The sequence below is a fragment of the Pseudoalteromonas luteoviolacea DSM 6061 genome, assembly GCF_001625655.1.
GTDB lineage: Bacteria > Pseudomonadota > Gammaproteobacteria > Enterobacterales > Alteromonadaceae > Pseudoalteromonas > Pseudoalteromonas luteoviolacea.
This window is the reverse complement of sequence record NZ_AUYB01000130.1, coordinates 1-20,697: the sequence shown is the minus strand read 5'-3', so window position 1 is coordinate 20,697 and position 20,697 is coordinate 1. Positions and strand designations below refer to the sequence as shown.

The window sequence follows — 20,697 nt, the reverse complement described above, 5'->3', positions numbered from 1 at the left end:
TTATCAAAAATATTACTGCATTCTATACATCATTGTAACTTTTGTGCCAAAGTTACTCTATCACAGCCTGCCATATCTTTTATTGTAAGTATATTGCCATACCCCATTTGTGCAAAAATCTCTTGCACTCCTGCACCTTGCTCAAATCCATGCTCTACCATGAGGTAGCCTCCCGATGCCAGATAATCTACTGCAGCCAGTGCAATATGGCGAATATCAGCATATCCATGCTCAGGCGCTACCAATGCTGAAAGAGGTTCAAATCGAACATCACCTTGCGACAAATGAACGTCATCTTCTTCAATATACGGTGGATTGCTGACTATCAGATCAAAAGCATGATTAGGTACATTTGAAAACCAATCACTTTGTAAAATTGTGGCATTCGCAACTGCCAAACGTTGTTGGTTCTTTTTGGCCAGAGCGACAGCCTCTTCAGAATAATCAACTGCCCACACTTGCCACTTTGGCATCTCTGATGCGAGTGATAATGCAATTGCACCCGTACCTGTACCCAAGTCAAGCACCTTTGCCTCTGTAGGTAGCGCCAACCCTAGGGCTTGCTCTACCAATGTTTCAGTATCTGGACGCGGGATCAGGGTGCTATTGTTTACATAAAACGGTAGACTCCAAAATTCGCGTTCGCCAACTAAATGCGCAACGGGGATGCCTTCACTGCGTTTACCAATGAGGTGTTTAAACCGTTCTTGCTGCTGCGCAGAGAGCTCTGCCTCAGGCCAAGTGAATAAGTAACTGCGTGGTTTATCTAAAACATGAAGCAAAAGTACTTCAGCATCGAGTTTTGGGGAGTCAGAGGAAACAGCTAATCGCTGTGTTGCCCAAGCTATTGCTTGGGCATTCGACGAGCAGGTCACGTTAGTCGTCACCCATTGCCGCCAGAAGATCTGCTTGGTGCTCAAGCAGTAGAGGATCGATAATCGCGCCTAATTCACCACTGACGACTTCATTCAGTCTGTACAAAGTTAAATTGATGCGGTGATCAGTGATACGACCTTGAGGATAATTATAAGTACGAATACGCTCTGAACGATCACCGCTACCCACAAGGTTACGACGCTCGCTTGCTTCTGCTGCTTGGCGCTTTTCGTCTTCCGCTTGCTGAAGTCGTGCACCTAGCACCGAAAGTGCCTTTGCACGGTTCTTATGCTGTGAACGCTCATCCTGACATTCAACTACAACCCCTGTTGGAATGTGGGTAATACGAATAGCTGAGTCAGTTTTGTTTACGTGCTGACCACCCGCACCTGACGCTCTAAAGGTATCAACTTTCAGATCCGCTGGGTTTATTTCAATTGCCTCTGCCTCTGGAATTTCAGCCATTACCGCCACAGTACATGCAGAAGTATGAACACGCCCTTGGGACTCAGTCTCCGGAACTCGTTGTACACGGTGCGCGCCAGACTCGAATTTCAGTTTGCCATAAACACCGTCACCTTTGATATGAGCAATGACTTCTTTGTAGCCACCGTGCTCACCTTCGTTTGTGCTCACAACTTCAACTTGCCACTTCTGTGTTTCTGCATAGCGGCTATACATGCGGAATAGATCTCCAGCAAAAATTGCTGCTTCATCACCGCCTGTACCAGCACGAACTTCAAGGTAAACGTTATTGTCATCCTTAGGATCTTTCGGCAACATCAGCACTTGCAACTGTTCTTCAAGTTCAGAGATAGCAGCTTTTGCTTCTTTATATTCTTCTTGTGCCATTTCGCGCATATCAGGATCTGAATCCTTTAGCATTTCTTCAGCAGTTGAGACATCTTCTTGCGCTTGTTGATATGCAGTAAACGTTTTTACTACATCTTCTAATTCCGAATACTCTTTTGAGAGTGCACGAAAGCGGTTCTGATCGCCAATCACTTCTGGATCGCCTAGCATCGCCTCAACTTCTTCGTGACGTTCAACTAAGCTTTCTAACTTACGATAGACAGACTCTTTCATCTAAATTTTATTCCTGTTCAATACCTAACGCCTGCTTCAGTATCACCAATCGCTCCATATCTCCCTCTTTTGCAGCCTTTTGAATGGCGTGTGTGGGGGAGTGAGTCAGTCGATTGGTCAACTTATTTGCCAACTCAAGCAAGACTTTTTCTGAATCTTTACCCGATTGTAGCTGATTTACAGCCTTTTCCACGAGCTCTATTTTTATTTCTTGTGCCGAAGTCCTGTACTGACGAATGACATCAACCGATTTTAATGAGCGCTGCCAGTCTGCAAATTCTCGCGTTTTGCCGTCAATAATATCTTGTGCTTGCTTTGCAGCCTGCTCTCGGCTTGCAATATTTTCGTTTACGATTGTTTGCAAGTCATCAACGGTATAGAGGTAAGCAGCATCAAGTTCATTTACTTGGCTCTCAATATCCCTCGGCACAGCAATATCCACAAACAACATTGGGCGGTACTTGCGTCTTTTCAGAGCTTGTTCTACAACACCCTTACCTATGATAGGGAGTGTACTGGCTGTGGAGCTGATGACGATGTCAGCATGATGTAATTCATCTGGCAGCTGCGCTAATGAAATCACATCACCATCGATTTCTTGCGCCAAATTTTTCGCACGTTCAATCGTACGATTAGCCACTGTTATATGCTGAGGGTGGTGTTGAGATAAATGCTTAGCCACAAGCTCTATGGTTTCTCCTGCACCAATTAGCAACACTTTGGTTTTATCGAGTTTGCCATAGATGTGTTTTGCCAAGTTCACCGCAGCATAAGCTACAGAGACAGCACTCGCTCCAATGTCTGTTTCTGTTCGTACTTGCTTAGCCACTGAAAATGTTTTTTGAAATAGGCGTTCAAACATTGGCTGGATCACATGGTGAACTTTAGAGCTGTTGTACGCTTGTTTTATCTGACCCAAGATCTGTGGCTCACCGAGCACTAGGGAGTCTAAACCACACGCAACTCGCATTAAGTGATTTACCGCATCTTGGTTTTGATGAATATAAACATTCTCAGCGAGCTCTCGCTCTTCAATATGATGAAATTCGGCAAGCCAACTGAGTAGTGCTTGGGAATTATCTTGGTCGAGGCTACAATAGATTTCGGTACGGTTACAGGTGGACACAATCACTGATTCGTGAAACTCTGATAGCTTATTAAGCTGTTCCAAAGCCCTAGACAATTGCTCTGGTGAAAAAGCGACTTTTTCACGTAATTCAACTGAAGCGGTTTTGTGATTAATACCTAGTGCGATGATGGTCATAAATGCCAGTGTTGCCCGAGCCCTGCTTTAAAGCGGCCAATTTTACCAAAAATCAACCGAATATGGAAAGTAAGGAACCCCATTTGAAACAAATTCATTTGATTTTGCTCATGTTTTTTTTATTTCTTGGTGGATGTGCGCAATCACCTAAAGGTCCAATTCAGGGACAAACAACCCTGAACACCCTAAATCAGTTTAACTTATGGCAAGCCCGAGGCAAAATAGCCTTTATTTCAGATGATGATCGCCAGTCTGTTAATTTTAATTGGCAATTGAAAAACGACAAGCAAGCTTTAACACTCACCAGTTTTATTGGTACCCAAGTGTTAAAAATGACTGAATTTGCGCATCACAGTGAAATTATTGTCGATGGCAAACCCTATACTGGACCAGAAAGTGGCCCTTTAATAGAGCGGCTCAGTGGCTGGCAGCTGCCGATAAAACAAGCACCTAATTGGTTTACAGCAACACGCTTGGGCAGCAATTATCAGTTAGATCCGCAAGGTAATATTAAAACTGCGAGCTGGCAGGATGAACATGGTAAGATATGGGCAATTCAATATCAGCGTTACCGCAACTTTAATGGTTTGACATTGCCAGCTCGACTAACATTGTCTCACCAAGATATTTCAATAAAAATCCAAATCAATGCATGGCAATTCGACAAACAATGACCAAATTAACACTGACAGCTCCCGCGAAATTAAATTTGTTTTTACATATTAATGGACAGAGGGACGATGGCTATCATGAGCTAGAAAGCCTGTTTACTATGCTAGACTTTGGTGATGAGCTTACTTTTGAGTTGTCAGACTATGACGACATCGAAATTTCAGGTGATGTACAGGGTATTCCAAAAGAAGATAACCTCATCTACAAGGCTGCCTCGGCTTTATTGCCTCGTCGAAGAGTAAAAAAAGGGGTAACTGTACATTTAACGAAACACTTACCCATGGGTGGTGGAGTTGGAGGTGGCTCATCAGATGCAGCAACAACATTACTGGCTCTCAATACGTTGTGGAATTGTCAACTATCGTTATCAGAACTTGCGAACATTGGTTTACAACTTGGTGCCGACGTACCTGTATTCATCAATGGCAAAACTGCTTTAGCTCAAGGGGTTGGGGAACAATTAAGCTCTTTTGAACAAGCCCATAAGTGGTACTTAGTGGTCGCACCAGGTGTGCATGTAAGCACGGCAAAAATCTTCACTGATCCGGCTTTACCACGCGATACTCCTAAACTAAAAGCACCGTGGAGTATGACCGAAACACGTAATGACTGTGAAGAGTTGGTTAAAAAGCTCTACCCTGAGGTTGAAAAGACCCTGACGTGGTTGCTAAAATATGCGCCGTCAAGAATGACTGGAACTGGAAGTTGCTGCTTTGCCGCTTTTGATGATGAGCAAACAGCACAGCGTGTACTCCAAGATATGCCGTCTTCTTGGCAAGGCTTTGTAGCAAAAAGTGCAAGTGAATCGATTACTCATAAGCAACTCGCTACGTGGCTAAATAAAGAGAAGTAAATTAGTTTAAGTTAGCCTGTATTGACTGTGCTATTTTAGTCTTTGCATGTTAGTCCAAAAATTCAGTGCCTGAGGAACCCTACCGTGCCCGACATGAAGCTCTTCGCTGGTAACGCAACACCCGAGCTAGCTCAAAAAGTTGCAAAACGTTTATTTATTGAGTTAGGTGATGCCGTTGTAGGCCGTTTTAGTGACGGTGAGATCAGCGTTCAAATCAATGAAAATGTACGTGGTTCAGACGTCTTTATTATTCAATCAACTTGTGCCCCAACAAATGATAACCTTATGGAACTTATCGTTATGGTTGATGCACTACGTCGTGCTTCTGCTGGTCGTATCACAGCAGTGATTCCATACTTTGGTTATGCACGTCAAGACCGCCGCGTTCGTTCAGCACGTGTGCCAATCACTGCGAAAGTGGTAGCAGACTTCCTATCTAGTGTAGGTGTTGACCGCGTTTTAACTGTGGATCTACATGCAGAACAAATTCAAGGTTTCTTCGATGTACCTGTAGACAATGTATTTGGTAGCCCAGTGCTAATCGAAGACATGAAAGAGCGTGACTTCGATGACGTTGTTGTAGTGTCTCCTGACATCGGTGGCGTTGTGCGTGCACGCGCTATTGCAAAGCTTCTTGATGACAAAGACCTTGCCATCATCGACAAGCGTCGTCCGCAAGCGAACGTTTCTCAAGTAATGCACATTATTGGTGACGTAGAAGGTCGTGACTGTATCATTGTTGACGATATGATTGATACAGGTGGTACTTTATGTAAAGCGGCAGCTGCGCTTAAAGAGCACGGTGCGAAGCGTGTATTTGCTTATGCAACTCACCCTGTGCTTTCTGGTAATGCAGCAGAGAACCTACGTAACTCTGTAATTGACGAAGTAATCGTTACTGACTCAATCCCATTGTCAGACGAATTACGCGCACTTGATAAGGTTAAAGTTCTTACCTTAGCTGACATGATGGCTGAAACAATCCGTCGTATCAGTAACGAAGAATCTATTTCAGCAATGTTTGAACACTAATTCATTGCTCGAATCAATAAAAAAGCACCGTTTGGTGCTTTTTTATTGCTCTAATGGTTTTAATCTAGCCATGATAGTGCTATATTAGCGCGCCTTTTTTACCTACTGGGCAGACAAAATTTGTCAGCTTGATAGGTATACGCCAGAAAATTTGGTCGCGAGTTTTCTGACATTATTAACTTTATATATTTTGGAGACAGTTATGTCACAATACGTTTTAGACGCTGAAGTACGCGTAGAATTAGGTACTGGTGCGAGCCGCCGCCTACGTCGCGCTGAGAAAGTTCCTGCAATCCTTTACGGTTTAGGTAAAGAAGTTGTTTCTCTTACTCTAGATCACAACAAAGTGATCCACATGCAAGAAGACGAAGGTTTCTACACTCACATCCTTACGCTAAACATTGGCGGTGAGTCTGTTGAAGCTATCGTTAAAGACATCCAGCGTCACCCATATAAGCCTAAGATCACTCACTTAGACTTCCAACGTGTTGATGCTTCTCAGAAGATCCACACTAAAGTACCAGTACACTTCATCAACGAAGAAGCTGCTACTAAAGGCGGTAACACTGTTGCTCACCACGTAACAGAAATCGAAATCACATGTCTACCAGCTCAACTTCCTGAGTTCGTAGAAGTTGATGTTGCTGCGCTAGAAGTAGGTGCAACTGTACACCTTTCTGACGTTGTACTTCCTGCAGGTGTTGTTTCAGTAGAACTAGCTAAAGGTGCGGACCACGACCAAGCTGTTGTTACTTTAAACGCTCCTAAAGGCGCTGCTTCTGAAGAAGAAGCTGAAGAAGCAGCTGAGTAATTTTTAAGGTGTTAACACCTTGAATAATATTCAAATGCTTGTGGGCCTGGCTAATCCAGGCCCCGAATATGCAAACACTCGTCACAATGCCGGTGCGTGGTTCATAGAAGAACTGGCAAAACGCTACAATTGCATCCTCAAACCTGACTCAAAGTACCATGGCCTTACGGGCAAAGTACTTATCAACAATCAAGAATTCAAATTGCTTATTCCCACCACTTATATGAATTTAAGTGGCAAAGCGGTCTCAAGCCTTGCAAACTTTTTTAAAATTCCAGCTGAAAACATCCTCGTTGCACATGACGAAATGGATATGGACCCTGGTATCGCCAAAATTAAAAAAGGCGGTGGTCATGGCGGACATAATGGCTTGAAAGACATTATTTCTAAGCTTGGCAATAACAAAGAATTTATGCGCTTGCGAATAGGCATTGGTCACCCAGGCCACCGAGACAAAGTCACTGGCTGGGTTCTAGGTAAAGCACCCAAAGCTGACCAAGAAAAAATTGATGCTGTTGTTGATGAAGCAGTTCGCTGCATGGAAATTTTAGCGAAAGACGGTGTGTTAAAAGCACAAAACAGACTACATTCATTTAAGCCGTAAGACGTTTTCCTACGGCAACAATTTGATTAACTGAAGGTTCAAAATTATGGGTTTTAAATGTGGCATTGTGGGTTTACCAAACGTTGGTAAATCAACCCTATTTAATGCATTAACTAAAGCGGGAATCGAAGCCGCAAACTTTCCGTTTTGTACAATCGAACCAAACACAGGCGTTGTTGCCGTTCCGGACCCTCGTCTAGACCAACTGGCTGCGATTGTTAATCCGCAAAAGACCATTGCAACCACAATGGAATTTGTTGATATTGCAGGTTTGGTAAAGGGTGCTTCAAAGGGTGAAGGCCTAGGTAACCAGTTCTTAGCAAACATTCGTGAAACGGATGCAATTGGTCATGTTGTTCGCTGTTTTGAAGATGAAAACATTGTACACGTATCTGGTCAGGTAAACCCTGCCGATGATATCGACGTTATCAATACTGAACTCGTTCTGGCAGATATGGAAGCAGCTGATCGTGCAGCGCAGCGTAATGCTAAAAAAGCAAAAGGCGGCGATAAAGAAGCTAAATTCCAAAACGAAGTGTTAGAAAAAGTGAAAGCCCACCTTGATGAAGGTTTAACACTGCGTTCTTTAGAGCTAACTAAAGAAGAGCTAGTTGCGATTAAGCCGCTTAACTTCTTAACTATCAAGCCAACTATGTATATCGCAAACGTCACTGAAGATGGTTTTGAAAATAACCCATTCCTTGACAAGGTACGTGAGATCGCAGCTGAAGAAGACGCAGTTGTTATCCCTGTATGTGCTGCGATTGAATCTGAGCTTTCTGAGCTTGAAGAAGAAGACAAGCTTGAGTTTATGGCAGATCTTGGCCTTGAAGAGCCAGGCCTAAACTTAGTAATTCGTGGTGGCTACGAGCTACTTAAGTTACAAACTTACTTTACAGCGGGTGTTAAAGAAGTACGTGCTTGGACAATTCCTGTTGGCGCAACTGCACCACAAGCTGCGGGTAAGATCCACACAGACTTTGAACGAGGCTTCATCCGTGCGCAAACTATCGGTTTTGATGACTATATAGAGTATCAAGGCGAAAGCGGCGCAAAAGATGCTGGTAAAATGCGTCAAGAAGGTAAAGATTACATCGTAAAAGATGGCGATGTCATGAACTTCCTATTCAACGTATAAAACTTCAATAATACGTTTGTCAAAAAGCTCCATTTTATGGAGCTTTTTTCATTTTTTAGCGCTTTAAAATCCCTTCCTTCCAAAAAATTTCGTGTCTCTTAATTTCAACTTTCGAATGAAGTGATAATTTCTTAGTACTTATTGTCAATCTGGTTTGTACTTTTAGATTTGTTTTGGTATAAAAACAGGCCGTTTCGCTTAATTTATCTGCAAACAATCTGTGATACGAGATTTTTTCAAAAAAAGGTGTTGACGGCATGGGGGCATATACGCATAATACGCCCCGCACCAGCGATGGTGATAAACGAAAAAGAGATGGCTATGTAGCTCAGCTGGTTAGAGCACATCACTCATAATGATGGGGTCCCCTGTTCAAATCAGGGCATAGCCACCATGCTTTTTCAAGTTGATTAGCAACTTTAAAACTAACTACCCTAATGTGCGGAAGTGGCGGAATTGGTAGACGCGCTGGATTTAGGTTCCAGTATCTTCGGATGTGAGAGTTCAAGTCTCTCTTTCCGCACCAAGTTCTCGATAAGAACTAAAACAATCGTTTCGTTGGAGTATCGCCAAGCGGTAAGGCAGCGGGTTTTGATCCCGCCATTCCCAGGTTCAAATCCTGGTACTCCAGCCAATGGCTATGTAGCTCAGCTGGTTAGAGCACATCACTCATAATGATGGGGTCCCCTGTTCAAATCAGGGCATAGCCACCATTTTCTTAAAAAGAAAATAAATGCGGAAGTGGCGGAATTGGTAGACGCGCTGGATTTAGGTTCCAGTATCTTCGGATGTGAGAGTTCAAGTCTCTCTTTCCGCACCAAGTTCTCGATAAGAACTAAAATAATCAACTACCATTGTTGGAGTATCGCCAAGCGGTAAGGCAGCGGGTTTTGATCCCGCCATTCCCAGGTTCAAATCCTGGTACTCCAGCCATCTCTTTATGAGATAAAATATTGCGGAAGTGGCGGAATTGGTAGACGCGCTGGATTTAGGTTCCAGTATCTTCGGATGTGAGAGTTCAAGTCTCTCCTTCCGCACCATGTTCTCGATAAGAACTAAAATAATCAACTACCACTGTTGGAGTATCGCCAAGCGGTAAGGACAGAAGAGAGAGGTTTTGATCCCTCACTCATCCACCCCCAGATTCAAATCCTGGGTTCAACACAACTAGATTTGAAATAATCGTTGGAGTATCGCCAAGCGGTAAGGCAGCGGGTTTTGATCCCGCCATTCCCAGGTTCAAATCCTGGTACTCCAGCCATCTCTTTACGAGATAAAATATTGCGGAAGTGGCGGAATTGGTAGACGCGCTGGATTTAGGTTCCAGTATCTTCGGATGTGAGAGTTCAAGTCTCTCCTTCCGCACCATGTTCTCGATAAGAACTAAAATAATCAACTACCACTGTTGGAGTATCGCCAAGCGGTAAGGCAGAAGAGAGAGGTTTTGATCCCTCACTCATCCACCCCTAGATTCAAATCATGGGACCAACGAATTAAGATTTGAAATTTTTGTTGGAGTATCGCCAAGCGGTAAGGCAGCGGGTTTTGATCCCGCCATTCCCAGGTTCAAATCCTGGTACTCCAGCCAATTATCTTTGAAGATAATTATTAAACATTGCGGAAGTGGCGGAATTGGTAGACGCGCTGGATTTAGGTTCCAGTATCTTCGGATGTGAGAGTTCAAGTCTCTCCTTCCGCACCATGTTTAAATATTCCCTTATAACCTCACTCTTTTTCTATCCCACACTTTTTAAGTTTTCCTTAAATTCATAGTTATTTGTTGTTCACGTTCTGAAGTTTTTTTAACTATTTTGGACAATAAAAAAGGAAGCGCTGCGACTCCCTCTTTGTTTTCATATATGAGTCAACTAGAAATTGCCACCCATTGCATGCTTCAACACCTCCCTTTTAAGAGGTCCAGCTTTATTAGCCAACTTTAAAGCTATACTGCGAAGTGACTTTAATGGCTTTAACTCGTTTGAGAATCCAAAGTAACACGCATCCATCATACTCATCATTAGCAAGTTATCTTTGCGGCGCATTTTTTCATACTGGTGCAGCTTGGCAAGCTCTCCAACATCATCACAGCCTTGCAAACACCCACCAAGCGCTGCAACATCTTTAAACCCAAGATTAACTCCCTGCCCTGCCAAAGGATTGATTGTATGCGCAGCATCGCCAATCAAAACGAGCCGCCCTTTGCTGTATTGGTTCGCGTGCTGGCGCGCAAGTGGGAATACAGCACTTTGTTCAATCGTAAAGTCACCTGGTAGTTCAAAGAAGTTGGACAGTACTTCCTCTTTTAGCTCTTGGTTTGTTAAACCTTTTAAGCGCTTAAGCTCTGAGCTATGGTGATACCAGATTAAGTTGGCATATGGTGCTTGCATTGGTAAAAATGCGATTGGACCTGTCGGTTTAAATTCCTGCCAAGTTTTAACTTGTTGCGGCGCATCAAGCTTAATCAAAATCCCCATACAATGTTGTTGATATTGCCAACCTGTTACACCAATACCAGCAAGGTTTCTTAACTGTGAGCGCCCACCGTCTGCCGCAATTAATAAATCTGCGGTAAATTTTCGCTCTGGATACACTAATTCAATGCTACTCAAGTGCTGCTCTACCGAAATGGGAGCATCAGTGATTTTTACAACTTGAATATTGTGCTCGTTAAATTGTTCCCATAGCGCTGCTTGAATAATGCTATTTTCTACTAGGTGCCCCAGATGTGAAGTTGACACTTCATTTCTATCAAACAACAGGTGCTCGCTGTTTTGCTCATAAGCTTCTAATTGATGATAAGGAGCATTACGACTTGCTCTGATCAAGGGCATTGCACCGAGCTTATCAAGTAGCGCTTCCGAAAAACGGTTGATCGCCGATACTCGAATATCCACTTGCTCTCCTTCAAGTATCGCGCTCGTATCTATCGGGTTATTTTCAATAATGGTGACTTGGCAGCCCTGGCGCGCCAGCTCAACAGCTGCGGCAGCCCCTACCATGCCTCCACCAATTATCAACACGTTATTTTTCATAAATTTGCCTACATTTTTTGGTGTATATACATTGTATCTCAAATCCCATTAAAAAGATCTCTCACGTCGATTGTAGCTGAATAATTACAACCGTCATTGATCCCCACTTTGAAAGATGAAATCTATACTTGGCTAGTGACTACAGGTCATATAAAATACGCCTCTTTTTAAGCTATTTTAGTAAGTGTAAGTCGGTTGTTGGGGTATTTTCTAAACTGACGAGGCGTTGTGCTGATCATCGAATTGAAAACGAGGCGTTATTTCAATGGGTAAAAAATTGCATATCAAAACCTGGGGTTGTCAAATGAATGAGTATGACTCCCAGAAAATGGCGGATCTACTTGATTCCACCAATGGCTATCAGCTAACAGAAGAAGCTGAGCAGGCGGATGTGATCCTACTCAATACCTGTTCAATTCGTGAAAAGGCACAGGAAAAAGTATTTCACCAATTGGGTCGTTGGAAATTATTAAAAGAAGATAACCCAGACCTAGTAATTGGTGTAGGTGGCTGCGTAGCCTCGCAAGAAGGTGACACTATCCGTCAACGTGCACCATTTGTAGACATCGTATTTGGTCCACAAACATTACACCGTCTACCTGAAATGATAAAACAGGTGCAAAGCAAAGAAGGTTCAGTCGTTGATATCTCATTCCCTGAAATTGAGAAATTTGACCGTTTGCCTGAACCAAAAGCTGAAGGACCAACGGCATTCGTTTCAATTATGGAAGGCTGCTCTAAGTACTGTACTTTCTGCGTGGTACCTTACACACGTGGTGAAGAAGTGAGTCGCCCACTAGATGACGTTATTTTAGAAGTTGCTCAGCTTGCCGAACAAGGCGTGCGTGAGGTAAACCTACTGGGCCAAAACGTAAATGCTTTTCGCGGTGAAATGCACGACGGCGAAATCTGCTACTTCTCAGATCTACTGCGTTATGTAGCGGCTATTGATGGTATTGATCGTATTCGTTATACCACTTCGCACCCGGTAGAGTTTACACCAGACATCATTGAAGCATACAAAGATGTACCTGAGCTTGTAGACCATTTGCACCTGCCAGTTCAGAGTGGTTCTGATCGTGTACTTAACTTAATGAAACGCGGCCATACTGCACTAGAGTACAAATCGACTATCAGGAAACTACGTAAAGTTCGCCCTAACCTGAGCATGAGTTCAGACTTCATTATTGGTTTCCCTGGTGAGTCTAAAGCTGATTTTGAAGAAACAATGAATCTTATCAATGCCATTGGTTTTGATATGAGCTTTAGCTTTATTTACTCTGCACGTCCAGGTACTCCTGCTGCAGATCTACCTGACGATGTGCCTGAACAAGAAAAGAAAGAACGCTTGTATATCCTGCAAAACCGCATCAATCAAATGGCGCAAGATATTAGCCGTAAAATGTTTGATACAGAGCAGCGTATCTTGGTAGAAGGCCCATCTAAAAAGAATCCTATGGAACTTCGCGGTCGTACCGAAAACAATCGAGTAGTTAACTTTGAAGGTCCACATTCGGTGATCGGTCAATTTGTTGATGTACGTATTACCGAGGCGCTACCAAACTCCCTTAGAGGTGAGTTAATCAGAACAGAATCTGAAATGGATCTGCGCCGTGATGTTGCGCCATCAGATATTCTAAACCGCGCGCCATCGGAACCTGAAGCTAATGAGTTAGGTGTTGCTACCTTTACTCCATAGAACGAACGTTTTGCGCCAGCACCTTGCTGGCGCATTCAATCTTAGGAAGTCATTTTGAGCAATCAAGTAAAAAATATTGAGTTTTATCTAGAACCTGCCGACAACAACCGCCTCTCTTCTCTTTGTGGTCCTTTTGACGATAACTTAAAACAAATTGAACGCCGACTTGGTGTAGAAGTTGCTCACAGAGATAATTGGTTTAAGGTCACGGGTAATCAAATCACAGCCAAGGCTGCGGTTGATATTTTAAAGTCTCTATACGTTGATACTCAGCCAGTGAAAGGCAAAGCCCAAGATATTGAACCTGATAACGTCCATTTGGCAATAACTGAGGCTAACTGCCTTGAGCAAGATATGCCAAACGTGTGGGAAAAAGAAGTGTTTATAAAAACACGTCGCGGCGTCGTAAAACCGCGAAACCCAAATCAAAGTCAGTATGTAGCAAATATTTTGACTCATGATATCAGCTTTGGTATTGGCCCCGCAGGTACGGGTAAAACCTATTTAGCGGTTGCCGCCGCTGTCGATGCATTAGAGCGCCAAGAAATCAGACGCATTCTTTTGACTCGTCCAGCGGTCGAAGCCGGAGAAAAACTGGGCTTTTTGCCAGGTGACTTAACGCAGAAGATTGATCCATACTTACGCCCTCTTTACGACGCCCTGTTTGAGATGCTGGGTTTTGAAAAAGTTGAACGTTTAATCGAAAAGAATGTCATAGAAGTTGCCCCTCTTGCATATATGCGTGGACGTACATTAAATGATGCCTTTATCATTCTTGATGAAAGCCAGAATACCACTACAGAGCAAATGAAAATGTTCTTAACACGTATTGGTTTTAATTCTAAAGCGGTCATTACTGGAGATATCACCCAGGTAGATTTACCTCGCGGAGCACGCTCAGGGTTACGTCATGCAATCGAAGTCCTCAGTAATGTAGAAGAGATTTCTTTTAACTTCTTTAAATCACATGATGTTGTGCGTCACCCAGTTGTGGCACGGATCGTGGAAGCATATGAAGCGAAGGAAGAGCAAGAGCGTCAAGAAAAAGTCGCTAAGCAAAAAGCAAGGCAACAAGCAGCCGAACAACAGGATTCTGGATCATGAGTGTTGATGTAGATTTACAACTAGCTTGTGAATTTGATGACTTGCCTACTGAAAGTCAGTTTCAAAAATGGGCTGAAAAAGCACTTCTTCCGTATAGAGAACACGCTGAAGTGACAATTCGCATTGCCGATGAAGCTGAAAGCCAAGAGTTAAATAGCCAATATAGAGGAAAAGACAAATCAACAAATGTATTGTCATTTCCCTTTGAGGCGCCTCCAGGCATTGAACTACCGCTTGTTGGGGACCTAATTATCTGTCCTCACGTGGTTTTTCGTGAAGCGTTGGAACAGGAAAAAACTTTCCATGATCATTTTGCTCATATGGTCATTCATGGGTGCTTGCATTTGTTAGGCTTTGACCATATAAATGAACAAGACGCCATGGAAATGGAAAGTCTAGAAAAAGAATTTTTAGCCGATTTGGGCATTGCAGACCCTTATCGGGATGATATTAATTAATTGGAGTATAAAACTACAATGAGCGACGATAACTCGCAAAGTAGCCAGGGTTCTTCTAGCAGAAACTGGCTTGGACGCATCACTCAGATGCTGCAAGGGGAACCCCAAAACAAAGAAGAGTTGGTAGAAGTCATTGCTGACGCTCAAGAAAGAGCACTTATCGACCCTGAGACAAAAGACATGATGGAAGGCGTGCTGAGCGTATCTGAACTAAAAGTTCGCGACATCATGATCCCGCGTTCTCAAATGATAACGTTGGATGTTGAGCAAGATTTAGAGTCTCAACTACCAGCAATGGTTGAATCTAGCCATTCTCGCTTCCCTGTGGTTTGTGAAGACAAAGACCATGTAGAAGGGATATTGCTAGCAAAAGATCTTTTACCATTAATACTTAAACGCAACGGCTCGCTGCCTGCTATCAGAGAGTACCTGCGTCCGGCTATTGTAGTACCCGAAAGCAAAAGGGTTGATACTTTACTTAATGAATTCAGACAAAAACGATACCACATGGCTATCGTTATCGACGAGTACGGTGGCGTGTCAGGTCTAGTGACAATCGAAGATATTCTTGAAACCATTGTTGGTGAAATCGAAGACGAACACGACGACGAAGACGATCAACAGGATATTCGACAGCTATCAAAGCATGTGTTTAATGTTCAAGCGCTCACGCCTTTAGATGAATTTAACGAATTCTTCAAAACTGAGTACGACACACAAGAAGCCGATACTATCGGTGGTATTATTCTGCACGCATTTGGCCACATGCCAAGCAAAGGTGAAACAATCGACGTAGAACCATTGCAGTTTAAAGTAACCAACTCTGATAACCGCCGCATCTTGCAGTTGCAAGTGACGGTACCTAAAACAGAGCATGTTGAAGACACAACTGAATAACCTCCTTGCTCTTTGCAAAGATAAAAATGCATGGCTTGCTCTTTTCGCAGGCTGTGTACTTACTTTTGCATACGCACCATTTGGCCTTTGGCCAATTACCTTTGTCTGCTTTGCTATAGCAGCCTATATCACCGATCAACCAACACCTAAACAAGCAGCCAAGTATGGTTTTTTATTTGGCTTTGGCTGGTTTGCCATAGGCATTAGCTGGGTCCATGTATCTATCGCCCAATTTGGTGGCCTGCCAATTTTATTATCAATACTCGCAATGGCGCTTCTGTGTGCTTATTTAGCGATTTACCCAGCTTTGGCATTCGCCTTCGCGACTAGATATAGCAAAAATCATTGGCAAAGACTTGCTTTGCTAATCAGCGGCTTTGCCATTACTGAGTATCTAAGAGGTACCTTATTGACGGGTTTCCCATGGCTCAGCTTTGGTTACACACTCACAGACTCGCCATTCAACAGCCTAGCCCCTTGGATTGGTGAATTTGGTCTTACTTTAGCCTGTATCACAATCGGTTATACTGGATATTGGTTGGTACGATTTAAATATTATAAAGGGGTAGCGCTTACACTTGCCCCTTTCGTATTGCTGTATCTTTTTAGTCTAAACAGCACCGATACTCGTTACAGTGGTCAGCAACTAAAGACGCTGTTGGTACAAGGTAATATTGCGCAAAGTTTACGCTGGGAGCCCGAACAATTCTGGCCCACTATGTCTAAATACCAGGATATGACAAGACCGAATTGGGCTGATGTCGATTTGGTTGTTTGGCCTGAAGCAGCTATTCCCGAGATTGAAGACTATGCATTCGACTACTTAATCAACTTGGATAAAGCTGCCGCATTTAATAACACCGCCTTAATTACGGGTATTCCCGACTACCAGTTTGATACGCGTAATGTGTACAACTCACTGATCGTACTAGGTAAGCAGCAACGAGAAGATAGCGAAGGCAATTATCGTTATTTACACCGTAATCGATACCAAAAGCATCAGTTATTGCCAATTGGCGAGTTTGTGCCTTTTGAAGACCTGCTTAGACCACTTGCACCGCTTTTTGATCTGCCAATGTCTTCGTTTTCTCGCGGTGAAGCTGTGCAAAATAATTTAGTCGCCAACGGTATACATGTTTTACCAGCTATTTGCTACGAAATAGCGTTTAGTGAGCTTGTGCGAGGAAACTACACCCAACAGTCTGATATCTTGTTTACTGTGAGTAATGACGCCTGGTTTGGTGACTCACATGGACCACATCAGCATATGCAAATCGCAAGAATGCGGGCCCTTGAATTACAAAGGCCTTTAGTAAGGGTGACGAATAATGGGATTAGTGGTGTGTTTGATCCTATTTCTGGACAGCAATTGACAATACCTCAATTTACCAGTGACATACTAAGTACAGAATTAAAACTGATATCCGGCCATAGCTTTTTTAGTAAGCACGGCCACACGCCTGTTTGGCTATTTGTTGGGTTACTCCTAATTCTCGTTTTATTAAGTAATGCCAAAAGCTATTTCACTTCAAAAATGGAAAAAGCATTTTTCTGATTTGCCTAGTATATAGCAACCCGAATAAGCTTTTTGTCAAATAGTCCCCACCATCTTGGTGCAAGTTTAGAGACACAAGCACCTTCATGGCTCATCCCTAAACCGCCAAAAAACACAACCAACTGATTATTAACCACTTAATTATTGGCACTATTCTTTCTTTCCTGATTTACTCTATCAAGTGAATAAGGGTTCTAACATGGACATCAATGCCTTAAAACCACCAGCCAATTTGCAACGTGCACTACACATGGTAAATGAAAAAGGCTTTAGTATTAGCGAAAGTGCCAAGTCTTGTCACATTTCACAACAGCGCCTATACAAGGCAGTACGGGCATATAACACAACCCAATCAAAACAGCTTACACAACTACAACTAAAACGCAGTAAACTGTTTCAGCAGCTTTGCGAACTTGATTCTCATATAGCAATATTAGAAAGAAAGGTAGTTAAGTGATCACCGTAGAACATCTCACACACCTCTCTCCCAACAGTCAAAACGCGCTCACAAAGCTTTTAGGTCGCTGTATAGATAGTGGCGCTTCGCTTGGGTTTTACAAAGCGGCCGAGTCAAACATGCTTACTAAATACTGGCAATCTATTAATAGAGAGCTAGAAAACAAGCTAAGACTTTTATACATCTTGTATGATAACAATGAAGTGCAAGCCACTGTACAGCTGGCACTTTGCCACAAGCAAAACGGTCGCCATCGCGCAGAAGTAGAAAAACTCTTAGTCCAACCCAGCGCTCACCGAAAAGGGTATGCAACTAAATTAATGGCTTATGTAGAGTCACACGCTTTGAAGCAAGGTATTCAGCTTCTCGTATTAGACACGCAAAGCGGCGACAAAGCTGAGCTATTTTATCAGGCCTCTGGTTACACAAAAGTAGGGCAGATCCCCAATTATGTATCTGATCAGGAGGGGCGATTTCATAGTACAAGTTATTATTATAAGCACCTGAAATTATAATATTAAGCGCCCAGCATTTGAATCAACCTTCGACCTCTTTGATGAGGGCGAAGGAACTTCTTTTTGTCGCCTTTATTATTTGTCTTCTACAATGTGGATTTTACTATTAGTGCGTATATAAATTTGGGTATCTCGTATTGCCTTGACACGATGCGCTTTGCTCTGTCCAAAGTAACTGCCGACTTTAAGTGGAACGCTTTGCGATTCGTACCTTATTTGCCCGCTAATGACCACTGCATGAAAGGTGTCCCCCGCACTGACCAGTTTCCCTGAAAAACCAACTGGTAATTTAATTAGACTACCATTTAAATTACCGATAGAAGTATCACCCCATAAAAATGCACGTTGCACATTGTACTTGGTGTCTGTCCATTTTATATCACTCGCATTGAGCCAAACTAAGTTTGATGAGGCGACATTCATTGCCAACTCACCATTGTCAAACGCTTGCTCTTTTGGGTGTACTAGATACGGGCCGCTATCAATTTCAATATAAGCGATATTCTCTTGATCTTTTGCCGCGGTAATATGTGCCTCCCCTGCAGGTTGTGTCCAAAAAGAACCTGCCGAAAGCCACATATCACGAGCTTCAGGATCATCATTATGTACAAGGCCTTTGATAACAACACCTCGATAGCTCACATTATGAATGTGTGGAGGTGAAATAAACCCAGGTTTAAACTTAACTAAAAAGCCAGTGGCACCACCTTTTTGGCGGTTTCCCCACAAGTCTGCGGCTTGAGGGCTCGCATCTCCACGTAAAGGGTTTAGCGGCGTCCATTGAAGCTGCTCGAAACGTGCACTTACTTTCTCACCTTCAGCAAAGGCACTGTGACACACTAGCAAACTAACTAGAGCGACTTTTAAACTGTTTATCACTTGTATAGGTTCCTACTAAAAGTTCAGTCAACTATATAAATCAATGACATGCAGTTGAATACTCTTTTTAATCCCCTTACAAGGGTATCGCTGTAACATGCCAGTAAAATCTTATGTATAGATTAATTCCTACAGACAAAGTTGATAACACTCTTATATATAAAAACATAATTAAGATTTTTTTGATAATGATGCATAACCATCACATGACAGATAAATTGAAACTAATTCTAGTGACCTAGACAAATGTAGGGTTGTTGAACACCTTGCAGACATAATAGTTGCTAGCTATGAGCAAACAGAAAAAACTAAGATGTGGTTTAATTAAAAAGAAGAAACAAACCCGCCTGCACAAAGGAAGGTTGAAGACTGAAGAAACACTCAGATAGAAATCGAGATAACTATTTTCGATTGCATTAGTAGCGGAGTGAACAAGAGTTACTGACCTCCTAAATAAGCTTCAACAACCTAGTAGACGCACAACCTTATAGCCCCATCCAAGCTCGTTATATTAATGTTTCTAATCTGGTCGTATGTACTGACAAAAATGGTCACCAAGTATCGAATTTGTGGTCATCCAACTTTGGCTTTTCTGGTCCTAACGAGCGATATTTATAGTTGTATATAGCACTCCTCTTGGATCAGGAAGTCGATAAGATTAGGTGTGTTTAAAGCCGTGGCTATTTACCACCAGCTAAATCAATAAATGTTCCTGTAGCATATGATGCTTCGCTGCTTAATAACCACACAATGGCATTTGCGACTTCTTGAGCAGTTCCTCCGCGCTTTAGCGGCAATAACTCAGCAACCCTATCCACTCTATCTGGTTCACCACCATCAGCATGAATATCAGTGTAAATACATCCGGGGCGTACACAGTTTACACGTATTCCCTCTGGCGCGAGCTCTAAGGACAAGCCTTTGGTAAAACTGTCAATCGCGCCTTTTGCAGCAGCGTAATCAACATACTCGTTTGCCCCACCCAAATAAGAAGCCGCAGAGGACACATTCACAATCGCACAACCTGTGGGCTGATTTGCTCCACGCATCTGCTTTATAGCCTCTCTCGCACAAACAAAATATGGCGTCACATTTTGTGTCAGCATCCAATTTATGCGTTCGGCGCTCATTTTTTCAACCCGCATTTGCGTTTGCAATACGCCTGCATTATTCACTAAATGAGTCACTAACCCCAAGCGAGATTTGATAGCACCGAACATTTCAACAACCTGCTGTTCATTGCTAATGTCCGCTTGAAACAGCTCTGCCTTGCCACCCGCTGTTAGGATCTCACTATGGACTTGCTCTGCTGCTTGATGGTTGGACTTATAATTAATGGCAACGGCATATCCTTTGGCTGCTAATGTTTTAGCGCTGGCTGCGCCAATACCACGACTACCGCCGGTGACCAGGGCTACTTTCATTTACTCTCCTAAAAGGTAAAACTCCACCAGCTATGCTGGTAGCTTTGATTTAGACGCACTCTATTTGTGTTCCTAATCATATACTATAACTCTTAGAGGCTGTTATCACATACCTCTTCTTTTTCCCTCTTGCCTTGGTATTTGACATAACACTTTATTATTTCTTCGTTTGCACCTACCGAGTCAACAAAATACCCTTGTTGCCAACAATGATTTTTCCCTCAGCTTTTTCTTATGTGGGCATAGGAATTTTATGAAAGTCTTATTCTAGCTCTGTCTGTTAATGTGCCCGTCCACTCAGAAATAATTAAGCAAAGAGCGCTGAACTGCTTTAATTAAAC

19 protein-coding genes, 11 tRNA genes and 1 pseudogene are annotated in these 20,697 nt (G+C 42.9%); 24 read left to right on the top strand and 7 right to left on the bottom strand.

Annotation, left to right across the window (positions count from 1 at the left end):
• Nucleotides 1-29: 29 nt before the first annotated feature.
• From prmC to hemA, 3 genes are read right to left on the bottom strand one after another with little or no spacing between them, the layout of a single operon-like run.
• Nucleotides 30-887 (bottom strand): peptide chain release factor N(5)-glutamine methyltransferase, encoded by an 858-nt coding sequence (gene prmC, locus N475_RS19855; RefSeq protein WP_405127421.1) that lies wholly within the window; start codon nt 885-887, stop codon nt 30-32.
• Nucleotides 877-1,962, bottom strand: coding sequence for a peptide chain release factor 1 (prfA, locus tag N475_RS19850; RefSeq protein ID WP_063358076.1), 1,086 nt, complete (start codon nt 1,960-1,962; stop codon nt 877-879). The genes prmC and prfA overlap by 11 nt, the downstream gene beginning before the upstream one ends.
• A gap of 7 nt (nt 1,963-1,969) precedes the next feature.
• Nucleotides 1,970-3,226: a glutamyl-tRNA reductase gene (gene hemA, locus N475_RS19845; RefSeq protein ID WP_063358077.1), complete on the bottom strand. Its 1,257-nt coding sequence runs from the start codon at nt 3,224-3,226 to the stop codon at nt 1,970-1,972.
• 83 nt (nt 3,227-3,309) lie between these two features.
• On the opposite strand from hemA, the gene lolB reads away from it, so the two are divergent.
• The 17 genes from lolB (at nt 3,310) to N475_RS19760 (ending at nt 10,038) form a co-directional block, all read left to right on the top strand.
• Entirely contained in the window at nt 3,310-3,900 is a 591-nt protein-coding gene (gene lolB, locus N475_RS19840; protein WP_081215998.1) for a lipoprotein insertase outer membrane protein LolB, read from the top strand.
• On the top strand, nt 3,897-4,751 hold the full coding sequence (gene ispE, locus N475_RS19835; protein ID WP_063358079.1) for a 4-(cytidine 5'-diphospho)-2-C-methyl-D-erythritol kinase: 855 nt from the start codon (nt 3,897-3,899) through the stop codon (nt 4,749-4,751). The genes lolB and ispE overlap by 4 nt, the downstream gene beginning before the upstream one ends.
• A gap of 84 nt (nt 4,752-4,835) precedes the next feature.
• Nucleotides 4,836-5,783 carry a ribose-phosphate pyrophosphokinase gene (locus N475_RS19830; protein WP_063358080.1) on the top strand — a complete coding sequence of 316 codons (948 nt, stop codon included), beginning with the start codon at nt 4,836-4,838 and terminating at the stop codon, nt 5,781-5,783.
• 202 nt (nt 5,784-5,985) lie between these two features.
• On the top strand, nt 5,986-6,594 hold the full coding sequence (locus N475_RS19825; protein ID WP_046356450.1) for a 50S ribosomal protein L25/general stress protein Ctc: 609 nt from the start codon (nt 5,986-5,988) through the stop codon (nt 6,592-6,594).
• Between the two features lie 19 nt (nt 6,595-6,613).
• Nucleotides 6,614-7,198, top strand: a complete 585-nt coding sequence (pth, locus tag N475_RS19820) for an aminoacyl-tRNA hydrolase (protein WP_039608387.1) — start codon at nt 6,614-6,616, stop codon at nt 7,196-7,198.
• Between the two features lie 46 nt (nt 7,199-7,244).
• The gene (gene ychF, locus N475_RS19815) at nt 7,245-8,336 is read left to right on the top strand and encodes a redox-regulated ATPase YchF (protein ID WP_063358081.1); all 1,092 of its coding nucleotides are present in this window, start codon (nt 7,245-7,247) and stop codon (nt 8,334-8,336) included.
• 317 nt (nt 8,337-8,653) lie between these two features.
• Nucleotides 8,654-8,730, top strand: a tRNA-Met gene (locus N475_RS19810).
• Between the two features lie 47 nt (nt 8,731-8,777).
• A tRNA-Leu gene (locus N475_RS19805) sits at nt 8,778-8,862 on the top strand.
• A gap of 33 nt (nt 8,863-8,895) precedes the next feature.
• Nucleotides 8,896-8,970 (top strand) — tRNA-Gln (locus N475_RS19800).
• 2 nt (nt 8,971-8,972) lie between these two features.
• Nucleotides 8,973-9,049, top strand: a tRNA-Met gene (locus N475_RS19795).
• Between the two features lie 22 nt (nt 9,050-9,071).
• Nucleotides 9,072-9,156: transfer RNA gene (locus N475_RS19790), tRNA-Leu, on the top strand.
• 38 nt (nt 9,157-9,194) lie between these two features.
• Nucleotides 9,195-9,269 (top strand) — tRNA-Gln (locus tag N475_RS19785).
• A 22-nt stretch (nt 9,270-9,291) separates the two neighbouring features.
• Nucleotides 9,292-9,376 (top strand) — tRNA-Leu (locus N475_RS19780).
• Nucleotides 9,377-9,522: 146 nt separating this feature from the next.
• A tRNA-Gln gene (locus N475_RS19775) sits at nt 9,523-9,597 on the top strand.
• A 22-nt stretch (nt 9,598-9,619) separates the two neighbouring features.
• Nucleotides 9,620-9,704, top strand: a tRNA-Leu gene (locus tag N475_RS19770).
• 145 nt (nt 9,705-9,849) lie between these two features.
• Nucleotides 9,850-9,924: transfer RNA gene (locus N475_RS19765), tRNA-Gln, on the top strand.
• Between the two features lie 29 nt (nt 9,925-9,953).
• Nucleotides 9,954-10,038 (top strand) — tRNA-Leu (locus N475_RS19760).
• A gap of 166 nt (nt 10,039-10,204) precedes the next feature.
• On the opposite strand, the gene N475_RS19755 is transcribed toward N475_RS19760, so the two are convergent.
• On the bottom strand, nt 10,205-11,368 hold the full coding sequence (locus N475_RS19755; RefSeq protein WP_063365831.1) for an FAD-dependent oxidoreductase: 1,164 nt from the start codon (nt 11,366-11,368) through the stop codon (nt 10,205-10,207).
• Between the two features lie 265 nt (nt 11,369-11,633).
• On the opposite strand from N475_RS19755, the gene miaB reads away from it, so the two are divergent.
• The 7 genes from miaB (at nt 11,634) to N475_RS19720 (ending at nt 18,053) form a co-directional block, all read left to right on the top strand.
• Nucleotides 11,634-13,067: a tRNA (N6-isopentenyl adenosine(37)-C2)-methylthiotransferase MiaB gene (gene miaB / locus N475_RS19750; protein ID WP_063358990.1), complete on the top strand. Its 1,434-nt coding sequence runs from the start codon at nt 11,634-11,636 to the stop codon at nt 13,065-13,067.
• A gap of 54 nt (nt 13,068-13,121) precedes the next feature.
• Nucleotides 13,122-14,171: a PhoH family protein gene (locus tag N475_RS19745; protein WP_063358991.1), complete on the top strand. Its 1,050-nt coding sequence runs from the start codon at nt 13,122-13,124 to the stop codon at nt 14,169-14,171.
• On the top strand, nt 14,168-14,629 hold the full coding sequence (ybeY, locus tag N475_RS19740; protein WP_063358992.1) for an rRNA maturation RNase YbeY: 462 nt from the start codon (nt 14,168-14,170) through the stop codon (nt 14,627-14,629). The genes N475_RS19745 and ybeY overlap by 4 nt, the downstream gene beginning before the upstream one ends.
• A gap of 18 nt (nt 14,630-14,647) precedes the next feature.
• A complete protein-coding gene (gene corC / locus N475_RS19735; protein ID WP_063358993.1) occupies nt 14,648-15,526 on the top strand; it encodes a CNNM family magnesium/cobalt transport protein CorC in 879 nt (292 codons plus the stop codon).
• Nucleotides 15,504-17,081, top strand: a complete 1,578-nt coding sequence (lnt, locus tag N475_RS19730; protein ID WP_063358994.1) for an apolipoprotein N-acyltransferase — start codon at nt 15,504-15,506, stop codon at nt 17,079-17,081. Before corC ends, lnt begins: the two co-directional genes overlap by 23 nt.
• Before the next feature lie 199 nt (nt 17,082-17,280).
• Nucleotides 17,281-17,538 carry a hypothetical protein gene (locus tag N475_RS19725; RefSeq protein ID WP_063358995.1) on the top strand — a complete coding sequence of 86 codons (258 nt, stop codon included), beginning with the start codon at nt 17,281-17,283 and terminating at the stop codon, nt 17,536-17,538.
• Complete coding sequence (locus N475_RS19720) at nt 17,535-18,053, top strand: GNAT family N-acetyltransferase (protein ID WP_081216081.1); 519 nt, start codon at nt 17,535-17,537, stop codon at nt 18,051-18,053. The genes N475_RS19725 and N475_RS19720 overlap by 4 nt, the downstream gene beginning before the upstream one ends.
• Nucleotides 18,054-18,128: 75 nt before the next feature.
• On the opposite strand, the gene N475_RS19715 is transcribed toward N475_RS19720, so the two are convergent.
• The 3 genes and pseudogenes from N475_RS19715 to N475_RS25570 all read right to left on the bottom strand — a co-directional run.
• Complete coding sequence (locus N475_RS19715; RefSeq protein ID WP_227008452.1) at nt 18,129-18,932, bottom strand: DUF4437 domain-containing protein; 804 nt, start codon at nt 18,930-18,932, stop codon at nt 18,129-18,131.
• A gap of 680 nt (nt 18,933-19,612) precedes the next feature.
• Nucleotides 19,613-20,356: an SDR family oxidoreductase gene (locus N475_RS19710; protein WP_063358996.1), complete on the bottom strand. Its 744-nt coding sequence runs from the start codon at nt 20,354-20,356 to the stop codon at nt 19,613-19,615.
• 92 nt (nt 20,357-20,448) lie between these two features.
• Nucleotides 20,449-20,571 (bottom strand): annotated as a pseudogene (locus N475_RS25570) (IS200/IS605 family transposase); the annotation flags it as partial.
• Nucleotides 20,572-20,697: the final 126 nt, after the last annotated feature.